This window comes from Xanthomonas sp. fls2-241-TYG-148 (assembly GCF_030208815.1).
GTDB lineage: Bacteria > Pseudomonadota > Gammaproteobacteria > Xanthomonadales > Xanthomonadaceae > Xanthomonas > Xanthomonas campestris.
In genome coordinates this window covers 248,752-267,126 of record NZ_JARVTE010000001.1, presented here as the reverse complement: position 1 = coordinate 267,126, position 18,375 = coordinate 248,752, and the positions used below count along the sequence as shown (strand labels likewise).

Genomic DNA, 18,375 nt, shown 5'->3' with positions numbered 1-18,375 from the left:
CGATGTTCGCCTGGGAAAAACGGGGCCTGGTGTTCGACGTCGCGCGCGATGGCGTGGGCGGCTGGATGCAACATGCGGCGCTGACACCCACGCCGTATCGGCGTTCAGCCGAGGTATTGCGCGTGTACGCCGGATTTCGCGATGCGCAGGGCGTCAGCCGCATCGGTTATGTCGATGTGCGCGCGGACGCACCCACGCAGGTTGTCGGTGTCAGTGCGCAGCCGGTGCTGGATATCGGCCGCGACGGCTGTTTCGACGACAACGGCATGATCCTGGGCGATGTGGTGGACGGCCCCGATGGCCTGTACATGTTCTACGTCGGCTTTCAGCAGGTGGCCAAGGCAAAGTTTCTCGCTTTCACCGGGCTGGCCGTGTCCACCGATGGTGGCGACAGCTTCCAGCGTCGTCAGGAGACGCCATTGCTGGATCGCGCGCCAGGGCGCAGCACGATTGCCGCGGTGCATTCGGCACGCTTCGAAGATGGCGTCTGGCGGCTCTGGTATGCGGTGGGCGACGCGTGGGAAGTCATTGGCGGTACGCCCTTTCCGCGCTACCACATCCGCTATGCGCAGACCGAGGATCTGCAGCAGATTCCACGCGATGACGTGGTGTGCCTGGCGCCCGTTGGCGACGAATACCGCATCGGGCGCCCGCGCGTGTATCGCCTGGGCGAGCGCTATCTGATGTATTTCACCCGTGGCGACATCCATGGTGGCTATGTCCCTGGTTTTGCCGACAGCCATGACGGCGTGCATTGGGCGCGGGACGACAGCCAGTTGGGTCTGGCCTTGTCGCAGGACGGCTGGGATGCGCACACGCTGTGCTACCCGGCGCTGATCCAGCAGGACGATCGCGTGTTGATGTTCTACAACGGCAACGCGATGGGGCGCGATGGCTTCGGTCTGGCCGAGGCCCCCTTGCCGACGCAGCTGCAGGGGCGCCATGTTTTCGGTTAGGCCATACCACGCTGATGATGCGCAGGCTTGGGATGACTTGGTGGTCAGCTCGCGCAACGGCAACCTGCTGCATCGGCGCGGCTACATGGACTATCACGCCGAGCGCTTTACCGAAGCGTCGCTGCTGATCGAGCGCGAGGGAGCAATCGTGGCGGTGTTGCCGGCCAACCGGGAGGGCACGCGGGTGAGCAGTCATGCCGGGCTGACCTACGCCGGTTTGCTCTCGTCCAGTGCGCTGCGTGCGACCGGCACACTGGAGGTATTCGACCTGATTGGCGCGCACTACCGGGCGCAGGGCGTGCAGGAGGTGGTGTACAAGCCGGTGCCGCATCTGTTTCATGCCTTCCCGGCCGAAGAAGACCTGTATGCGTTGCATCGCCTGGGCGCGCAGCTGTGCCGGCGCGACCTGTCCTCGGCGATTGCGCTGCGCGAGCCATTTTCCTTCAGTGCCGAACGTCGCCGCGCTATTGCCAAGGCGCGCAAGGCCGGCATCCAGCTCCACACCAGTACGGACCTGGTTGCCTTCCATGCCTTGCTGAGCGAGGTCTTGCACCGCCATGACGCCACGCCAACCCATCGGCTGGACGAGCTGCAGCTGCTGCAAGGGCGCTTTCCGAAAGAGATTTTGCTGCACGAAGCGCGCCTGGAAGGCGAATTGCTGGCCGCCGCGCTGGTGTTCGATTTTGGCCGCACCGTCCATACCCAGTATCTGGCCGCCTCCGAGCGCGGACGCCAGCTGGATGCCTTGAGCCTGCTGTTGGGCGAGCTGATCGGCACGGTGTACGCGCAGCGGCATGCTTTCAGTTTTGGCATTTCGACCGAGCAGGGCGGGCAGGTGCTCAACGACGGGCTGGTCACCCAGAAGGAACGTTTCGGCGCGCGCGCCGTGGTGCAGGATTTCTATTTGTGGACGCTGTGATGGATGTTCCGTTTCTGGATTTGCGTGCCGTCAACGCGCGTTACGCGGATGCGCTCAAGGCCGCCGCTGCGCGGGTGATCGATTCTGGCTGGTATGTGCTTGGCCAGGAGCTTGCAGCGTTCGAAGAGGAGTTCGCCAGCTACTGCGGCGTGCAGCAGGCGGTGGGGGTGGGGAACGGGCTGGACGCGTTGTCGCTGATCCTGCGCGCCTACCGCGAACTGGGCGTGTTGCGCGAGGGCGATGAGGTGATCGTGCCGGCCAATACGTTCATTGCGACGTTCCTGGCGATCAGCCACAACCATCTGGTGCTGGTGCCGGTGGAGCCAGATCCGCAGACCTTCAACGTGGATCCGTGCAAGGTGGAGCGTGCCATCGGGCCGCGCACGCGCGCCATTCTGGCCGTGCATCTGTACGGACAGCTTGCCGACATGCCGGCACTGCAAACGTTGGCGCACCGCTATGGCTTGCTGCTCATCGAAGACGCCGCGCAAGCGCACGGCGCAAGCCGCGATGGTGTGCGTGCCGGCGCGTTTGGCGATGCGGCGGCGTTCAGTTTTTTTCCCACCAAGAACCTCGGTGCGCTGGGCGACGGCGGTGCGGTAGTGACCTCCGACCCGCGCCTGGCCGAGCGCGTGCGCGCGCTGCGCAACTATGGCTCGGAGGTGAAATATCAGCACCTGTTCCAGGGGGTCAATTCGCGCCTTGATGAGCTGCAGGCGGCATTTTTGCGCGTCAAGCTGGGCTATCTGGATGAGGAGATCGCACAGCGCCGCGCAGTGGCCCAGCGTTACCTGCGAGAGATCGATCACCCCTGGATCACGTTGCCGCCGGTGGCGCATGCCGAGCAGCATGTCTGGCATCTGTTCGTGGTGCGTAGCCCGCGCCGCGATGCCTTGCAAAGCCATCTGCAGCACCTCGGCATCCAGACCCAGATTCATTACCCGGTGCCGCCACACCTGCAGCCGGCCTATGCAACGCTGGGCGATACCTGCCTGCCGATCAGCGAGCAGCTGCATCGCGAAGTGTTGAGCCTGCCGATGAGCCCGGCGCTGGACGATGCGGCCGTCAGCCGCGTCATCACCGCCTGCCAAGTATTCGGTAGCGCACCGTGAATCTGCTGCGCAGCAGCGCTTACACCGGCGTTGCAACGCTGGCCAAGCTCCTGGCGGCGCTGGTGGTGATCAAGTTGGTGGCGGTGTTTGCCGGCCCGCAGGGAGTTGGCCGGCTGGGGCAGTTCCTGGCCCTGATGTCGGTGCTGGCGGTGCTGGCCGGTGGTGGCATCAGCGCCGGGATCGTCAAGTACGTGGCGCAGTACCGCAGCGATGCACTCGCGCTGCAACGGCTATTGAGCGCAGCGCTCGGCTACGCCTGTGGTGCGGCGTGCGTGATGGCGGTGCTGGCGCTGGTCTTCAGCGACGTGCTTGCCGAACGGTTGTTGGGCGATTCACAGGCGCGTTGGCTGATCTGTGTGCTGGCGGTGGCGCAGATCGGCATCGCGCTGGTCAACTACATCCTGGCGATCATCAACGGCTTCATGGACGTACGCCGGCTCGCCATCGTGCAGGTGAGCGGGGCGGTATTGAGCGTTGCCCTGGTCGCCTGGCTGGGCAGCGGGTGGCAGTTGCAGGGCGCCTTGCTGGCATTGGTGCTGGGCCAGGTGCTGTGGTTGATCGCCGCCGTGCCGGCCTTGCTGCGCAGCCCGTATTTCCAGCGCGAGATGCTGCGCATGCGGCTGGACGCGCAGATGACCCGCCAGCTTGCGGCGTTTTCGGTGATGACCCTCACCGCCACCCTGGTGCCGCAGCTGGTGGGCATGCTGGTGCGTGATCATCTGGCGCTGCAGTTTGGCTGGCAGCAGGTCGGCTACTGGCAGGCGGTGAGCCGGGTCTCCGATGCCTACCTGTTGTTCTTTACCACCGCGATCAACGTCTATTACCTGCCCAAACTGGCCTCGCTGCAGGACCGCCAGGCGCTGCAGCGCGAGCTGCGTACCGCCTATCGTTACGTGATGCCCGCGGTGGTGGCGATGGCCGCGGGCGTCTACCTGTTGCGTGACTGGGTGACCTGGTTGTTGTTCGATGCCCGCTTCGCCGCGGCCGCTCCGTTGTATGGCCCGCAGCTGCTCGGCGACGTGATCAAGATCGCCGCGTTCGTGCTCTCCTACGTGATGCTGGCCAAGGCGATGACGCGGCTGTTCGTGGTGTCCGAATGCGTGTTTGCCGCCAGCTATCTGGGGCTGGTGTACCTGTTCACTGCGCAGTTCGGCCTGATCGGCGCCATGTATGCGTTCGTCGTCAACTACGTGCTGTATCTGCTGTTCAACATCGTGGTGGTGAGCCGCTATCTGAGGGCGACGGCATGAGCGTGCTGGAACGCCCGAGCGGACGTGCGCGCTGGCCGCTGGTGTCGGTGCTGATTCCCGCGTTCAACCATGCGCGTTTCGTGCAGCGCTGCCTGGACAGCGTGCTGGAGGACCCGTACCCGTCCAAGGAGATCGTCATCATCGATGATGGCTCCAGCGATGACACCGGCGAGCAGATCGCCGCATGGATCGCGCTGCACGGCCATCGCGTGCCGGTGCAGTTCGTCCAGCGCAGCAACCGCGGCGTGGCGGCCACGCTCAACGAGCTGGCGCTGCGCGCACGCGGGGAGTATCTGCGGCTAGGCGCCAGCGACGATTACCTGCTGCCAGGTGGGCTGGATGCGCAAGTGCGCTATCTGCGCGCGCATCCGCAAAAACTGGCGGTGATCGGCGATGCGCGGGTGGTGGATCAGCATGGGCAGCTGCTGCATGCCAGCGCCATGCGCGACCTGCATGGGGTGGATACCGCCCTCTATGGGTCGGACGCCGGCCTGCGCCGCGCGGTGATCCGGCATTGGGCGGTGAGTGGCGCGGTGGCGCTGCTGCGACGCAGTGCCTTCGATGCGCGCACCGGCTGGGATGAATCGCTGCGGATCGAAGATTGGGATTTTTTCCTGCGCCTGGCAGCACGCGATGCATTGGGATTCGTCGACCTGCCGGTGTGTGCCTACCGCTTGCATGGCAGCAATCTCAGCAAGACTGCCGATGTGCGTGCGCGTATTGCCAACCTGAGTGAATCACGCGAGGTGGCGCTGCGCTGCGTGGAGCTGTTCGACGCGCCCGAACAAGGCTTGCTGCGCGCCCAGGCCCACTATATCGCCGCGAAGGTCGCGTTCCTGCGGCGGCAGCCGATCAGAACGCTGGGCCACCTGTTGCGTTATGCGTGGGTGTCGCTGCCTGCGCAGATGCGCAGTGGCCGCCTGCGCCCACAGCGGGGTGTTGCATGAGGCTGTTGCGCCGCCCGGCCACGTATCTGGCCCTGCCGCTGTTGCTCAGCTGTGCGCTGACGCTACTGACCTACACGTTGCCGGACGGGTATCTGGACGGGGTGGCGCTGCTGGCGGTCGCCGCCTTGGTCGTCCTGGTGCTGGACGGCGTGCTGGGCACCGGCTTGCCAGGCGTGCAGCAGTTCCGCCTGCAGCGGTATGCCGGCACGCGCGAATCATTCCTGGTGATGGCGCTGGCCGCCGGGGTGGCGGTGTTCTGCCTGCTGGACGTGGCGTTGTTTCCGATTCCGCTGTTCAGTGATCCGTCTTCGTATGCCACCTTGAGTCCGCTGCGCTCACATGTGCGGCACATCTCCAACATGTGCTGGATCCTGCCGCCGGTTGCGCTGCTGTGCGTGCGCCACCGCGGGTTGCGCACCGCGATGGTGCTGGTGGGGTTCGTATTTCCGATCGTGGTGATTGACCGCAACCGCATCTTTGCCGGGCTGTTCTCGTTCGTGGTGGTGCTGTTGCTGCGCCGCGACCCCGCGCGGCAGCTGCCCTGGAAGCGCATTGCCTTGCTGGTGATGGCAGGTGGCGCGGTGTTCTCGGTGCTCGGCGCGCTGCGTTCGGGTTCGCTGGCCACCGTGGCGCTGCCCTTCAGCGCGTTCTACCGCGCCATGCCGCAAGGCGTGCAATGGCTGCTGCTGTACATCAGCGCGGGCCCGTACAACTTCGGCGCGATCCTGGCCAAGGGCTACGTCAATGCCAGTTTTCTGGTCAACCAGCTGGTGCCGCTGAGCGGTTCCATCGCCACCGCCGGCACCAGCATTCCGCTGGATGCGCCCAACATCAACGTGGGCACCGAGTTCTTCCCGTTCCTGATGGCCTGGGGCGCACCCGGCGCGGTGATCGCACTGCTGGCGCTGTATGCCGCGTTGCTGTGGAGCGTGCGCCGGCTCAATGCGTCGCTGTCGATCTTCCACGTGCTGATTTTTTTGCGGATCGCCTACGCCTGCCTGATGTCGCCATTCGCCCCGCAGGCATTCACCTGGACCAACTTCGCCTTCATCGGCCTGTGCCTGGGCTTGCACGCCTGCACGCTGCTGTTGCCGAACCGCCGCGCCCTGCCGGTTGCCTCCGCGTAGCCGCCTCCGTTTGTTTTCGATTGCCGAGCCAAGCCTGATGAAAGATGAAGACGAGATCTACCTGATCGACCTGTGGCGCATCCTGCTGCGCGAGTGGCGCTGGGCGCTCGCCGCGCTGCTGGTGGTGCTGGCAATCACGTTCGCCTTTACCCGCGTGGCCAAGCCGCAGTGGGAGGCCACGGCCTGGATCCAGGTCGGCGAGATTGGGCCGACCCCGGCCGGGCGCGATCCCAAGGTGGAGCCGTTCCAGCGGGTGATCGACCGGATGAAGACGCGGCTGTTCCAGGATGCGGTGCTGACGCACGCCGGCGTGCCACTGAAGAGCCGTGCCGCGCAGCTGTACCGCGGCAGTCTCAAACCCGACCCGGATCCGTACGCCAACCTGATCGGCATCACCATCCGTGCCGAATCCGCAACACAGGCGCGCACGCTCGCAATGGCCACCGTGGCGCAGCTGCAGGCATTGCATGGCCAGACCAACACCGCGGCATTGGCGCTCGCGAAGACGCGCCTGCGCGGCCTGGACGAAGACCTGCGCGTGGCCACGGCCAGCCGCGCGCAGCTGCAGCAGCAACTGGGCAACCCGCAAGCCAATGGCCAGGCCACGCCTGCGCAGGTGCTGGCCGGCGTCCTGCTCACCGACAGCAACACCACCATCCGCGCCTTGAAGACCGAGCGTGACGATCTGGTCGCACGGCTCACCGAGCGTTACACCTACCAGACCTCGCTGGCGTGGCCGCTGTATGTGCCGGACCACCAGGCGTTTCCTAACGCGATCATGGCCTGGGCTGCCGGCATTCTCGGTGGCGGTGCGCTTGGCGTACTGGCCGCAGTGTTGCGCAATGCCGTGCGCCGCCGTGCGCGTGGGCAGGGACCGCACGCGACGGTGTGAGCGCTGCCCCGCGCACGCGTTCCGCCCAGATCGTCCGTACCCACGCAGTGCCGCAACCAAAGTGGCGGCAGCCGGCACTCACGGTTCAATCAAGCGATGCCGCGAGTGCGGCGCCGCGTCTGGAGAGTGTCGTGACAACAGCAGGACCGGTGGGAGAGCGCGCGCATGTCGGCAACCAATGAGCCACTGGCGCGGCGTGGCCGCGGTGTGGATGCGTCGCAGTTGCTGGAAACCCAGCGTGCCTTCGACAGCGTGGCCGCCGACTACGATGGGCCGCGCGGCAACAACGCGCTGATCCAGCGCATGCGCACTACGCTATGGGATACCGTGGCGACCGAACTCCCGGTCGGCTCTCGGTTGGTGGACCTGGGCTGCGGCACCGGGCTGGATGCAGGCGAGTTCGCCAGCCGTGGCTACAGCGTGCTGGCCACTGACTGGTCGCCGGCAATGGTGGCGCGCACCCGTGAGCGTGCTGCCCGACAAGGCCTTGAGGAGCGCCTCACTGCCGCGCATGTCGGCATCCAGCAGCTGGAGCGGCTGGAAGGCGAGTTCGATGGCATGTATTCCAACTTCGGCCCGCTCAACTGCGCGCCGGACCTGCCGGCCGTCGCTGCCGAGTGCGCGCGCCTGCTACGCCCGGATGGCTGCCTGGTGTTTTCGGTGATCGGGCGGATCTGCCCGTGGGAAGTCGGCCACTACGCACTGCGCGGCCGCTTCAAGCGCGCGGCGGTGCGTGCGGCGCAGGGTGCGACCGCGGTGGGCATGAACGGCCACACCATCTGGACCTGGTACCACCTGCCGCGCGAGTTCTACCGCGCTTTCAGCCAGCACTTCGTGCTCGATCGTTACCAGGCGCTGAGCTTGTTCCTGCCGCCGCCGTATCTGGTGGACTTCTATGAGCGCCATCCGCGCCTGTCCGCGCGTCTGGGGCAGTTGGACGACCGCATGGGCGGCTGGCCGTTGCTGCGCGACATGGGCGATCACTTCCTGATCGTGATGCGCAAGCGCTGAGTGGAGACCGCGATGGCCATGGCCGATGTGTGCCTGCACGGCGCGCGCGCGATCACCCTGGCCGGGCCGTCGCGTGCGCCGGTGACCCTGCGTGCCGGCCACTTCGGTGGCACGTTGGGCACCGGCACGCTGCGGCTGGATCTGCAGGGGCATGTGCTGGCGCCGGGCCTGATCAACGCGCATGAGCATCTGCAGATCAACGCCGTGCCGCCGCTGCCGCAGAGTGCACCGTTCGCCAACAGCTATGCGTGGATCGATGCCTTTCAGGCGCATTTCCAGCGTCGCGAGGTGGCCGTTGCGCTGCAGGTGCCCAAGGACATACGCCTGCGCCAGGGCGGGCTGAAGAATCTGCTCGCCGGGGTTACCTGCGTGGCCCAGCACGATCCCTGGCACGCCGCACTGGATGCGGCGGATTTCCCGGTGGCGCTCCTGCGTGCATTCGGCTGGAGCTATGCGTTGGGTGGGCCGGCTTATGGGCCGCCGGTGCAGGAGAGTTTCGCCGCGACCCCGGCCGAGCAGCCCTGGATGATCCATCTGGCCGAAGGCACCGACGCGGTTGCACGCGCGGAGCTGGACGCCTTGGACCGTCTCGGTTGCCTGGCCGGCAACAGCGTGTTGATCCATGGCGTGGGGCTGGGCGAGCAGGATATCGACCGCATCATCGCCTGCGGTGCGGCTGTGGTGTGGTGCCCGTCGAGCAATCTGGCGCTGCTCGGCCAAACGCTGGACCCCTGGCGCCTGTGCATGGCCGGGCGGCTGGCGCTTGGCAGCGACGCGCGCGTCAGCGGCGGGCGCGACCTACTCGACGATCTACGCCTGGCCACCGACAGCGGGTTGGCCCCGGACCTGTTGCTGGGCCTGGCCACGCATCAAGCGGCGCGCATCCTGCGCCTGCCCGCGCGCGGCAGCCTGGCACCGGGCGCAGTGGCCGACCTGGTGATCGTGCGCGACCGCGGCGGTGAGCCTGCGGCGAGTGTGGTGGGTTGCAGCCGCAGCCAGCTGCGCGCGGTGATCCGCGATGGCAAACCGCGGATTGCCGACCCCGATTTCGCCCACTGGTTCGACGCAGCCGGCATCGCAACCGTGCCGGTGTTGCTGGATGGCTGCCCCAAATTGCTGGACGCCGCGTTGGCCGATCCACAGGTGCTGGCACTTGAACCCGGCGTGCAGCTGCTGTCGCCGCACACGCATGCCGCAACGCGCGTGGTACTTGGAGCCGCGCAATGAGCCGCGCAATGAACAGTGCAATGAGCAGTGCAATGAGCAGTGCAATGAGCAGTATGCCCACCCTGGAACCGGCCGCAGCGTATGCGTTGTGGGCGCAGGCGTATCCGCCACATGCGCATAACCCGGTGATGCTCGCCGAGCAGCGGGCCATGCTGGCGCTGTTGCCCACCGATCTGCGCAGCCAGCATGTGCTCGATGCCGGCTGTGGCAGCGGGCGCTACATGCTGCAGGCGCTGCAACGCGGCGCTGCGCAGGTCACTGGCGTAGATCTCTCGCCGGAAATGCTGCAACGCGCCGCGCACGAACTGGCGCAACGCTGGCCCTCCACGTGCTTCTCCCTGCAGCAGGGCAGCCTGGAACAGTTGCCGGTGGCCGATGCCATGGCCGACATCACCGTGTGCGGCCTGGTGGTCGGGCATCTGCCACGGCTGTGGACTGCGCTGGAGCAACTGCGGCGCGTCACCCGCATCGGCGGCAGCGTGCTGTGCAGCGACGTGCATCCGATCGGCCATGCGCTGGGCTGGCGACGCGACTTCAAGGCCGACGGCCAGCACTACGCCATCCGCCATACCCAACATCTCTACAGCCATTGGCATTCGGCATGCGCGGCGCTGGATCTGGCGATCGAGGCGGTGGCCGAGCCGATGCTCGATCCTGCCGACATCCCGCCCGGCGCGCGCTTCGACACCGCCGCGCTGCAAGTGCCGGTGGCGCTGGTGCTACGCCTGCGACGGCTCGCGTGAGCTGCATGGTGAGCTGTGTGCAGGCGGCAGTTCGGCGCCGCGCCGTGCAACGGGTCGCGCAGAACGCGGGCAGTCGCGCTTACATCGCGCGCCCGGCACGTCCCCTGCGCTCCGGGGACTGACGTGCACGTGGCCCATCTCAATCTGCTGCCTGCGCCAAGCGGCTGGGACGCGGCGCAGGTATTCGCGCAGTGGCCATCGCTGGCCGACATTGCCGAGGCAGTCGCCAGCACCGGCACTCAGGTGACGGTAGTGCAGGTGTCTGCGCACACCGAGCAGCTGACGCGGCAGGGTGTGGCATATCACTTTCTCGACCCTGGCAAACGCGGCAGCGCCGTACGTGCGCGGCGGCTGGCTGATCTGTTGCAACAGCTCGACGTTGCGGTGATCCATGTACACGGGCTGGAATTTGCCGGCGATGCACGGCGCCTCGCACGGTTGTTGCCGCAGGTGCCGATCGTGCTGCAGGACCATGCCAATCGGCCGCCGCGCTGGTGGCGCAGGCCAGTGTGGCGCGCGCGCTACGCAGCGGCGGCCGGCATCGCGTTCACCTCGCTGGCGCTGGCGCAGCCCTTCGTCCGTGCCAGGCTGTTTGGACCGCGCACGCAGCTGTTTGCGATCCCCGAATCGAGTAGCCGCTTCACGCCGGGCGACCGCATCCAGGCGCGCGCGGTCACCGGCCTGGCCGGCGGCCCATGCGTGTTGTGGGTTGGCCATTTGAGCGAGGGCAAGGACCCGCTGTGCGTGCTGGATGCCGTGGCTATGGCGGCAGCGCGTCTGCCTGGCCTGCGGCTGTGGTGCGCCTTCCATGAGACGCCGCTGCTGGAGGAAGTGCGCCAGCGCATCCACGACGACCCACGGCTTGCATCACGCGTGCACTTGCTGGGCAAGGTCACGCATGCGCAGATTCAGCAGCTGCAACGGGCGGCGGATGTGTTCGTCTCTGCCAGCCATGCGGAGAGTTGCGGCTATGCCGCGCTGGAAGCCTATGCCTGCGGAACGCTGCCGCTGCTGAGCGACATTCCCGCCTTCCGTGCGCTCAGCGACAACGCGTCCATGGGCGCGCTGTTTCCGGTGGGCGATGCCGCGCGCCTGTCCGATCTTCTGGTTTCACACGCACGCCAGCGCCCCGGCCGGGCGCAGGTGCGTGCGTATTTCGATGCGCGGTTGTCGTTTGCCGCAGTGGGCCGGCAATGGCGCGACGCCTACACACAGGTGCTGCGCACGGCAGCGGGGCAACGGCAATGAAACTGGCGGTAGTGGTGCCCGGTGGCGTGGATCGCAGCGGCGAAGTGCGCGTGATTCCGGTGTTTCTGACCTTGATCGACTGGTTGGCGCGCAACCACGAGGTGCATGTGTTCGTGCTGCACCAGGAGCCGGAGCCGGCGACCTGGATGCTGCGCGGCGCCACCGTGCACAACATCGGCCAACACCGCACCCGCCTGCGTGCGATCGCCGCGATCCGCGAGGAGCATCGGCGCGCGCCATTCGACGTGGTGCAGGCCCTGTTTTCCGGCTATTGCAGCCTGATCGCGGTGGTGGCGGCCAAGCTGCTGCGGCGGCCCAGCGTGGTGCATATCGCCGGCGGCGAGCTGGTGGCGCTTCACGGCATCGGCTACGGCGGCCGCCGGCGTTGGCGCGGGCGCCTGCGCGAGGCGGTGATCCTGCGCCTGGCAGACCGTGTCACCGCAGCCAGCTTGCCCATCATTGCTTCGTTGCATGCGCTGGGCGTGACGGCGCAGCGTGTGCCGCTGGGTGTGGACCTGCGCGCCTGGCCACCGGCGCCGCCACGTGCACGCAGCGGCGGTGTGGCGCGGCTGCTGCACGTGGCCAGCCTCAACCCGGTCAAGGATCAGACCACCTTGCTGCGCGCCCTGGCTGCCCTCAAGCGTGCCGGTGTGGCGTTCGTGGTGGACATCGTCGGTGTCGACACGCTCGACGGCAGGATCCACGCATTGGCCGAACAGCTGGATCTCGGCGCGCAGGTGCGCTTTGTGGGCTTCAAGACACAGCGCGAATTGCGCCCGATCATGCAGTCCGCCGATCTGCTGCTGATGTCCTCGCTGCACGAAGCCGGGCCGATGGTGTTGCTGGAAGCCGCGCTGGTGGGCGTGCCCACGGTGGGGACGGCGGTCGGTCATCTGGCCGAGTGGGCGCCCAGCGCCGCACTGGCGGTACCACCTGGAGATTGGGCCGGCCTGGCCGAAGCGATCCGCCAGGTGCTGGCCGATGACGAACTGCGCCTGCGGCTTGCCTGGGCCGCGCAATGCCGCGCCACCCGCGAAGATGCCGGGCTGACCACCCGGCTGTTCGAAACACTGTACCGCGAACTCTGCGCGGAGCGACCGTTGCGCTGATCAACTGCAGGTTGGCCTCAGGCCGGCTGCAGATACCCATCCAGCGCCGCGCGCACCACGTATAGCATGTCGGTGCGTGGCACCGGCCGGGTGAGGCGCGTCATCAGTCGCCGCGTCTGTGACTGGCGCACCCATGGCTGGTCTTGCAGCCACAGCTGCGTGCGCAGCATGTCGGCGCGCTCCTTGCGGCTCTCTGCCGACGGCGCGATGCGCTGGCGCAGGTACTGGCGTGCCTCGCCCAGCGAACGTGACCATTCGATGCCGGGCAACGCCGGCAGCCACAGGTTGGAGCAGGACGCGGTCGTCAAGGTCAGGCGCGCGGCGCGCATCCGCAACAGTGGCGCACACTGCGCACGCAGGCGTGCGAGCACCGCGGCCGGCACCACGTCGCCGTAGTAGCGCTGCAGCAACAGCAGCGGCGGCAACGCCCACCACGGCGGCGCGGCGCTGTCTTCCCACAGCACCTCCCAATCGCGCGGGCCCATGCGCGTGACCAGCAGCGCCAGGTCGTGCAGGTGCATCAGGCGGATGCTGCGGTGGCAGATACCGCCGGCGGCGTGCAGCAGCAAATGGCACATCAACGCGCCGATCGACGGATAGGCATTCAGACCCGGCTGCGGCCGCTCCGGCAGTACACGCGCGGTGATGTCCACGCACGCCACCGGCAAGCGTTCCTGGATGCGCGTGTGCAGCTCGATGCTGATCGGTGCATTGCGGTGCTCGCCCAACCCGGCCACGGCCTCGCCGTGCACCGGCTTGAACACCTGGTGCTTCCACTGGTCGAACGAGGCCACATAGCCCAGCGCACACAGCAGCTCGGCCGCACGCGGTGCGTCCTCTGCCTCCACCAATAGGTCAATGTCGGCCATGGGTCGGTCGCCGGGCAGATACACGCCCAGCCGATGCAGGGCAGTGCCCTTGAGTCCAGTCACTGCAATGCCGGCACTTCTTGCGGCGGCATCGATCTGGGTCAACAGCAAGGCGATACGGCGATGGCGATGCGCTACGTGCGTACGCTGCTCATCCAGGAAGCGTGTCCATTCGGCTGTCTGCCACAGCGATTGGCGTTGCAGCAGCGGCGAAACACCATGTGCAGCAGCGGCTGCTGCTGCCAGTTGCCATTGCAGGCGATCCCAGCGTGGCGGCGCCTCGCTGGGCTGCGCAAGCTCCCGGGCGAGCCGTTCGGTGGCCGTGCGCAGGCCGTGTTTGATCGTGCGAAGCGAAGGCTGCATCGAGGCAATCCGGAAGAGAGGTAACAACGGTGGTGCAGGGCGCTGGAGTGTTTCAGCCGACCAGCACGCTGGCCAGCTGGCGCACTGGTCGCGGCGCCGCCGTCAACGGTTCGGTGCGATGCGCGTGCTCGGAGGCGATCAAGCTGTCCCAGCGCTGCTCCAGCGCTTGCCACGCCTGCGCATACGCCACATCGCCCATTGCGGTGCGCGCCTGCTGCAGGTCCACTTCGGTGTGCAACAGATTGCGCACGCTGCGGTAGAACTCCGAGTCGTAGGCGCCGCGGAACATCATTGCCAGGTCGTCGCTGTCCTGCCAATGCGTCTTGCCACCCAGCTGATTTTTCACTTCCTCGTAGAACTTGGTGCCGGGCAGCGGATACGACACGCTGACACCGATGAGATCCGGTGCGGCCTCGCGCACCAAGGCGCGGGTGGCCAGGATGTCGGCGAGTTCTTCGCCCAGATAGCCCAGCTGGATGAAGAAGCCCACGCGGATCCCGCGCGTACCCAGACGGCGGCGTGCGGCGATGACATCAGCCACCTGCGTGCCCTTGGTCATCTTGTCCAGGATGCGCTGGCTCCCGCTCTCCGCCCCCAGCCACGCCTCGGCGCAACCGGCACGCGCCAGGGCGGTGGCCATGCGGTCGCTGGCAAGATCGGCGCGCGTCTGGATCATGAAGGGGATTGCACCATCGGCATCGCTGAGCTGCTCGGCGAAGGTTTCCACCCAGTCGATATGGAAGCCGAAGATGTCGTCGGCCATCCAGATGTGATCGGGCCCAAATGTGCGCTTGAGGTGGATCATCTCTGCGGCCACGTCCTCTGCGCTGCGGCGCTTGTAGTGGTTGCCCCAGATCGGCTTGGCGCACCAGTTGCAGCGGAACGGGCAGCCGCGCGAGGCAGCCATGTTGAGGCTGAAATAGCCTTGGCGTTGTTGCCAGAAGGTGCGATAACGCGGGATGTCCACCAGATCCCACGCCGGCAAGCCGCCCAGCCGCGCATCCGGCGGCTGCGCGCCCACGTGTTCGCGAGCGGCGGCCGGATGTGCGGTGGCGATGCGTGCCACGCCGTCCAGCCAGGTGTCGGGGGCGCACTGCGGGTTCGCGTCCAACCGCGCCACCAGTTCCAGCAACGGCGCGATACCTTCGCCGATCAACACCGCATCGGCACCGGCGGCCAGAAATACGTCCGGATTGTCGGAGGCATCGGAACCGGCCACCAGCACGCGGCAGCCCTGCGCGCGTGCGGCGGCGATCATCGTGCACGCCGCCTCGCGCATGCGGCTCAGGCACATCTTGGTGAGGAAGTTGAAGTTGTCTTCGTAGAACACCACCAAGTCCGGCTGCGCTGCCTGCAGCGCGCCGGGGTAGTCCTGCGCGTCGTCGGCAAGCATGGCATCGAACAGGCTCAAATGATGGCCGTGTTCGCGCAGCAAGGCGGCCACCTGCAACGTGGCAAGCGGCGGATAGGGCTTGCCGCGTTCCCATTGTTTGGGGTCGTAACGCAGGAAGTACGAATGGCTGACCTGGATCTTTAGCATCTGCGCAAGGTTCTCGTTCTGTCGCCAGGTGGGCGCAGCAGCGGCGCGCGCAAGACACCGGCATTCGGCTCGGCAGTAGGTGCGCATGCAAGCCACTTTGGTTGTGCCGATGCACGAGCCGTGCGCTGCGCGCCGTTCATGCGCGCGGCTGGCAATGCACGCAACCTTTCGGCGGCCGAGCCGCACACACCGGCTGAACTTGTGCACGGATGAAACGGCATGCCGCAGTCGGCCGCAGTGGCGGAATTGGCGCCAATCAGCGCGTTGCGGGCCGAGCGCGCGCACGCTGCAATGTCGGCCCCGCTGGATCCGTTTGACGAGCAACGGCCACGCCGGCATGGCGTGCGCAAGCAAGTACTTGGCGCCTGGTTCCATTTTGAAAGCGACAGCCCGGCGCTGCTCGCGTTGGTCGAGGCCGCGTATGCCGGGCTGCCTGCGCATCGCTTCGATGGCGCGCCGCAGTTCCATATCACCCTGGATGTGGTGGCGCGTGCGCCGCGCCTGCCGGTGGCCGAGCCGCCGCCGGTTCGCACGCATGCCGCTGCCGGCCTGCTGTGCGGTGTGATGGACGAATGCAACTACCTGATGGTGTCGGTGGCCGAGCGGCGCGCCATGGTGGTGGTGTCGGACGACATGCTGATGCATGCCTATCACCTGCGCTACGAGTTGATCGAATTCGCGGTGTTCCTGTTGGCAGCGCGTGGCATGTCGCTGGTGCCGCTGCACGGCGCCTGCGTTGGCTGGCAGGGACGTGGTGCGCTCTTGCTCGGGGCCAGTGGCGCCGGCAAGTCGACCCTGGCCTTGCACAGCCTGTTGCGTGGGCTGCAGTTCGTGGCCGAAGACGGTGTCTTTGTGGATCCGCACAGCCTGGTCGCAACCGGCGTAGCCAATTTCCTGCATCTGCGGCCGGCATCGCTGGGCCTGCTGGACGCACCCACCCGCGCCTGGATCAGTGCGGCGCCCACCATCCGGCGGCGCAGCGGGGTAGAAAAGTTCGAGGTCGATCTGCGCGATAGCCGCGCGGTGCTCGCGCCGGCACCGCTGCCGCTAGCAGCGGTGGTGTTGCTGAGCGATGTGCCGGCCACCGATCCGGACCATCTGCTGACGCCGATGGCGCACGACGAGATCGCTGCGTGCCTGGCGGCGGATCAGCCATATGCGGCCGGCCAGCCTGGCTGGTCGCATTTCATCGCGCAGGTGCAGCAGCGTGGCGTGTACCGCATGCAACGCGGCGCGCATCCGGATGCCGCAGTGGATGCGCTGCTGCGCCTGCTGCACCGCGCCGCATCCTCACTGCCGGGCGCGTGAGCGCATGGCGCAAGACGTGAACCCATGACGAGCACTGAAATGGACGCCGCCACATCGCGTGCATCGGTCCGCCTGGTGGTGCGCAGCTTTGCCGCCACGCTGGTACGCGCCGATCGCAGCCGCATTGCGCTCTACGTGCTGTTGTCGCTCGCCGCCGCCTTGGCGGGCAGCGCGGTGGCCGTGTGCCTGGTGCCGCTGGTGCAGCCCGGCCAGGGCCTGCGCGTGGCCGGGCAGGTACTGGTCCTGCCCGGCGGCCTGCCATTGCAGGCGAGCCTGTTCGTCCTGGTGAGCCTGCTGTTTGCCGTGTTGCGCTGGCAGAGCGCGCGGTTGGCGGCCCGCTTGACCAGCCGCTATGCCATCGGCCTGCGCCAGCGTGTGCATACCTCCTTGCTCGAGGCGCCATTGCCGGCCTTGGCCGATGCCAGCTCGGCGGAAATCGCCAACGTGCTGACCTACAACATCGAGATCGCCACGCAGGGGTTCAGTGCGGTGCTGCAGTTGCTGGTGGCCAGCATCACCGCAGTGGTGAGTGTGTGTCTGGCGCTGTTGATCGTGCCGGGTCTGGCTGCCGCCGCGCCGGTGTTGCTGGTGCTGGCCTGGTGCGGGCTGCGGGCCTCGGGCAGTGCGCAGCAGGCCCGCATCAGTCGCGACTACGTGGCCGACATGACCCGGCTGTTTTGGCTGAGCGAAGACTTCCCGCGGCGGCTGCGCCACGTGCGCTCGTTCCAGCGCGAGGATGTCGAAACCGGCCACTACACGCGCATTTCCGATCGCCTGGGGCAGGGCTACGCGCAGCAGCAGGCATTGGTGGCCAACAGCCGCCTGCTGCTGGAGCTCACCGCAGTGGCCGCCATCGCCGGCATTCTGGTGGTGGCCAACCTGTGGCAAGGCGCCGATCGCGCCGCGTTGATCACCGTCAGCCTGTTGCTGGGCCGCTTGCTGCCGTATCTGGTCTCCACCCGGCAGAGCGTGCAGCAGTTGCGTTCGGCGTGGCCGGCCTTGCAACTGTGGCGCCGCTACGTGGCGCTCGCCGCCCCGCGCAGTGAATCGACACGCGCGGATGCTTCGACATTGCCGGCGCCGCTGCAGATCGATCGCGTCACGCTGCTGCAGCCACTGTGCGCGCTGCAGATTCCCCCCCTGGCGCTGGTGCCCGGTCAGATCACCCTGGTGGTGGGGCCATCGGGCATCGGCAAGAGCAGCCTGATGGATGCGCTGTCGGGCCAGACCGCGCCGTTGCACCTGCAGGCACGCATGGCGGGCCGCATGCTTGGGTTTCCCGAGTACCGCGCACTGATCCGCCACAGTGCGTATGTGGGGCAGGGCGTACGGCCATGGCAGCGATGCGTGCGCGATTGCCTGGAGTGGGCGCTGCCCGGCGCGTCGGAGGCACACATGTGGGCGGCGCTTGCCGATGTCGGCCTGGGTGCGCGGCTGCAACGCGATCCGCTCGGGCTGGATGCGCCGATCAATGGCAGCGATGGCCGGCTCTCCGGCGGTGAACTGCAACGGCTGTTGCTGGCACAAGTGTTGTTGCGCGCCCCAGCGCTGGCCTTGCTGGACGAAGCGACCAGCGCACTGGATGCGCAGTCTGAGCAACAGGTGCTGTGCATGTTGCGCCAGCAGTTACCGCAGACCGCGCTGGTGGTGGTCTCGCATCGCACCAGCCTGGCCAGCATCGCCGACCACACGGTGCCCCTGGGTGCTGCGGCGACTACCTCCGCTGAAACCGTGCCGTAGCGCAGCGGCTCAAC

16 protein-coding genes are annotated in these 18,375 nt (G+C 67.2%); 14 read left to right on the top strand and 2 right to left on the bottom strand.

Annotated features, from left to right (window positions below):
- Positions 1–2 precede the first annotated feature (2 nt).
- From QRM60_RS01065 to QRM60_RS01010, 12 genes are all read left to right on the top strand, one after another.
- Positions 3–956: a hypothetical protein gene (locus QRM60_RS01065; protein WP_285445411.1), complete on the top strand. Its 954-nt coding sequence runs from the start codon at positions 3–5 to the stop codon at positions 954–956.
- A complete protein-coding gene (locus tag QRM60_RS01060; RefSeq protein ID WP_285445410.1) occupies positions 943–1,875 on the top strand; it encodes a GNAT family N-acetyltransferase in 933 nt (310 codons plus the stop codon). Before QRM60_RS01065 ends, QRM60_RS01060 begins: the two co-directional genes overlap by 14 nt.
- A complete protein-coding gene (locus QRM60_RS01055) occupies positions 1,875–2,987 on the top strand; it encodes a DegT/DnrJ/EryC1/StrS family aminotransferase (protein ID WP_285445409.1) in 1,113 nt (370 codons plus the stop codon). Before QRM60_RS01060 ends, QRM60_RS01055 begins: the two co-directional genes overlap by 1 nt.
- Positions 2,984–4,237: an O-antigen translocase gene (locus tag QRM60_RS01050; RefSeq protein ID WP_285445408.1), complete on the top strand. Its 1,254-nt coding sequence runs from the start codon at positions 2,984–2,986 to the stop codon at positions 4,235–4,237. The genes QRM60_RS01055 and QRM60_RS01050 overlap by 4 nt, the downstream gene beginning before the upstream one ends.
- On the top strand, positions 4,234–5,184 hold the full coding sequence (locus QRM60_RS01045) for a glycosyltransferase (protein WP_285445407.1): 951 nt from the start codon (positions 4,234–4,236) through the stop codon (positions 5,182–5,184). The genes QRM60_RS01050 and QRM60_RS01045 overlap by 4 nt, the downstream gene beginning before the upstream one ends.
- Positions 5,181–6,311, top strand: coding sequence for a hypothetical protein (locus QRM60_RS01040; protein ID WP_285445406.1), 1,131 nt, complete (start codon positions 5,181–5,183; stop codon positions 6,309–6,311). Before QRM60_RS01045 ends, QRM60_RS01040 begins: the two co-directional genes overlap by 4 nt.
- A gap of 37 nt (positions 6,312–6,348) precedes the next feature.
- Positions 6,349–7,203, top strand: a complete 855-nt coding sequence (locus tag QRM60_RS01035; RefSeq protein ID WP_285445405.1) for a Wzz/FepE/Etk N-terminal domain-containing protein — start codon at positions 6,349–6,351, stop codon at positions 7,201–7,203.
- A 165-nt stretch (positions 7,204–7,368) separates the two neighbouring features.
- Positions 7,369–8,214: a class I SAM-dependent methyltransferase gene (locus QRM60_RS01030; protein ID WP_228439991.1), complete on the top strand. Its 846-nt coding sequence runs from the start codon at positions 7,369–7,371 to the stop codon at positions 8,212–8,214.
- A 12-nt stretch (positions 8,215–8,226) separates the two neighbouring features.
- Positions 8,227–9,441: an amidohydrolase family protein gene (locus tag QRM60_RS01025; protein ID WP_285445404.1), complete on the top strand. Its 1,215-nt coding sequence runs from the start codon at positions 8,227–8,229 to the stop codon at positions 9,439–9,441.
- 44 nt (positions 9,442–9,485) lie between these two features.
- Positions 9,486–10,184, top strand: coding sequence for a class I SAM-dependent methyltransferase (locus QRM60_RS01020; RefSeq protein WP_285445403.1), 699 nt, complete (start codon positions 9,486–9,488; stop codon positions 10,182–10,184).
- A 123-nt stretch (positions 10,185–10,307) separates the two neighbouring features.
- Positions 10,308–11,432 carry a glycosyltransferase family 4 protein gene (locus QRM60_RS01015; protein WP_285445402.1) on the top strand — a complete coding sequence of 375 codons (1,125 nt, stop codon included), beginning with the start codon at positions 10,308–10,310 and terminating at the stop codon, positions 11,430–11,432.
- Complete coding sequence (locus tag QRM60_RS01010) at positions 11,429–12,541, top strand: glycosyltransferase family 4 protein (protein ID WP_019237733.1); 1,113 nt, start codon at positions 11,429–11,431, stop codon at positions 12,539–12,541. The genes QRM60_RS01015 and QRM60_RS01010 overlap by 4 nt, the downstream gene beginning before the upstream one ends.
- A 17-nt stretch (positions 12,542–12,558) precedes the next feature.
- Here the strand turns inward: QRM60_RS01010 and QRM60_RS01005 are convergent, their stop codons facing one another.
- Complete coding sequence (locus QRM60_RS01005; protein ID WP_285445401.1) at positions 12,559–13,773, bottom strand: nucleotidyltransferase family protein; 1,215 nt, start codon at positions 13,771–13,773, stop codon at positions 12,559–12,561.
- Between the two features lie 52 nt (positions 13,774–13,825).
- Positions 13,826–15,313: a radical SAM protein gene (locus QRM60_RS01000; protein WP_285445400.1), complete on the bottom strand. Its 1,488-nt coding sequence runs from the start codon at positions 15,311–15,313 to the stop codon at positions 13,826–13,828.
- Between the two features lie 219 nt (positions 15,314–15,532).
- On the opposite strand from QRM60_RS01000, the gene QRM60_RS00995 reads away from it, so the two are divergent.
- A complete protein-coding gene (locus tag QRM60_RS00995; protein ID WP_285445399.1) occupies positions 15,533–16,621 on the top strand; it encodes an HPr kinase/phosphatase C-terminal domain-containing protein in 1,089 nt (362 codons plus the stop codon).
- A 39-nt stretch (positions 16,622–16,660) separates the two neighbouring features.
- Entirely contained in the window at positions 16,661–18,361 is a 1,701-nt protein-coding gene (locus tag QRM60_RS00990) for an ABC transporter ATP-binding protein (protein ID WP_285445709.1), read from the top strand.
- Positions 18,362–18,375 lie beyond the last annotated feature (14 nt).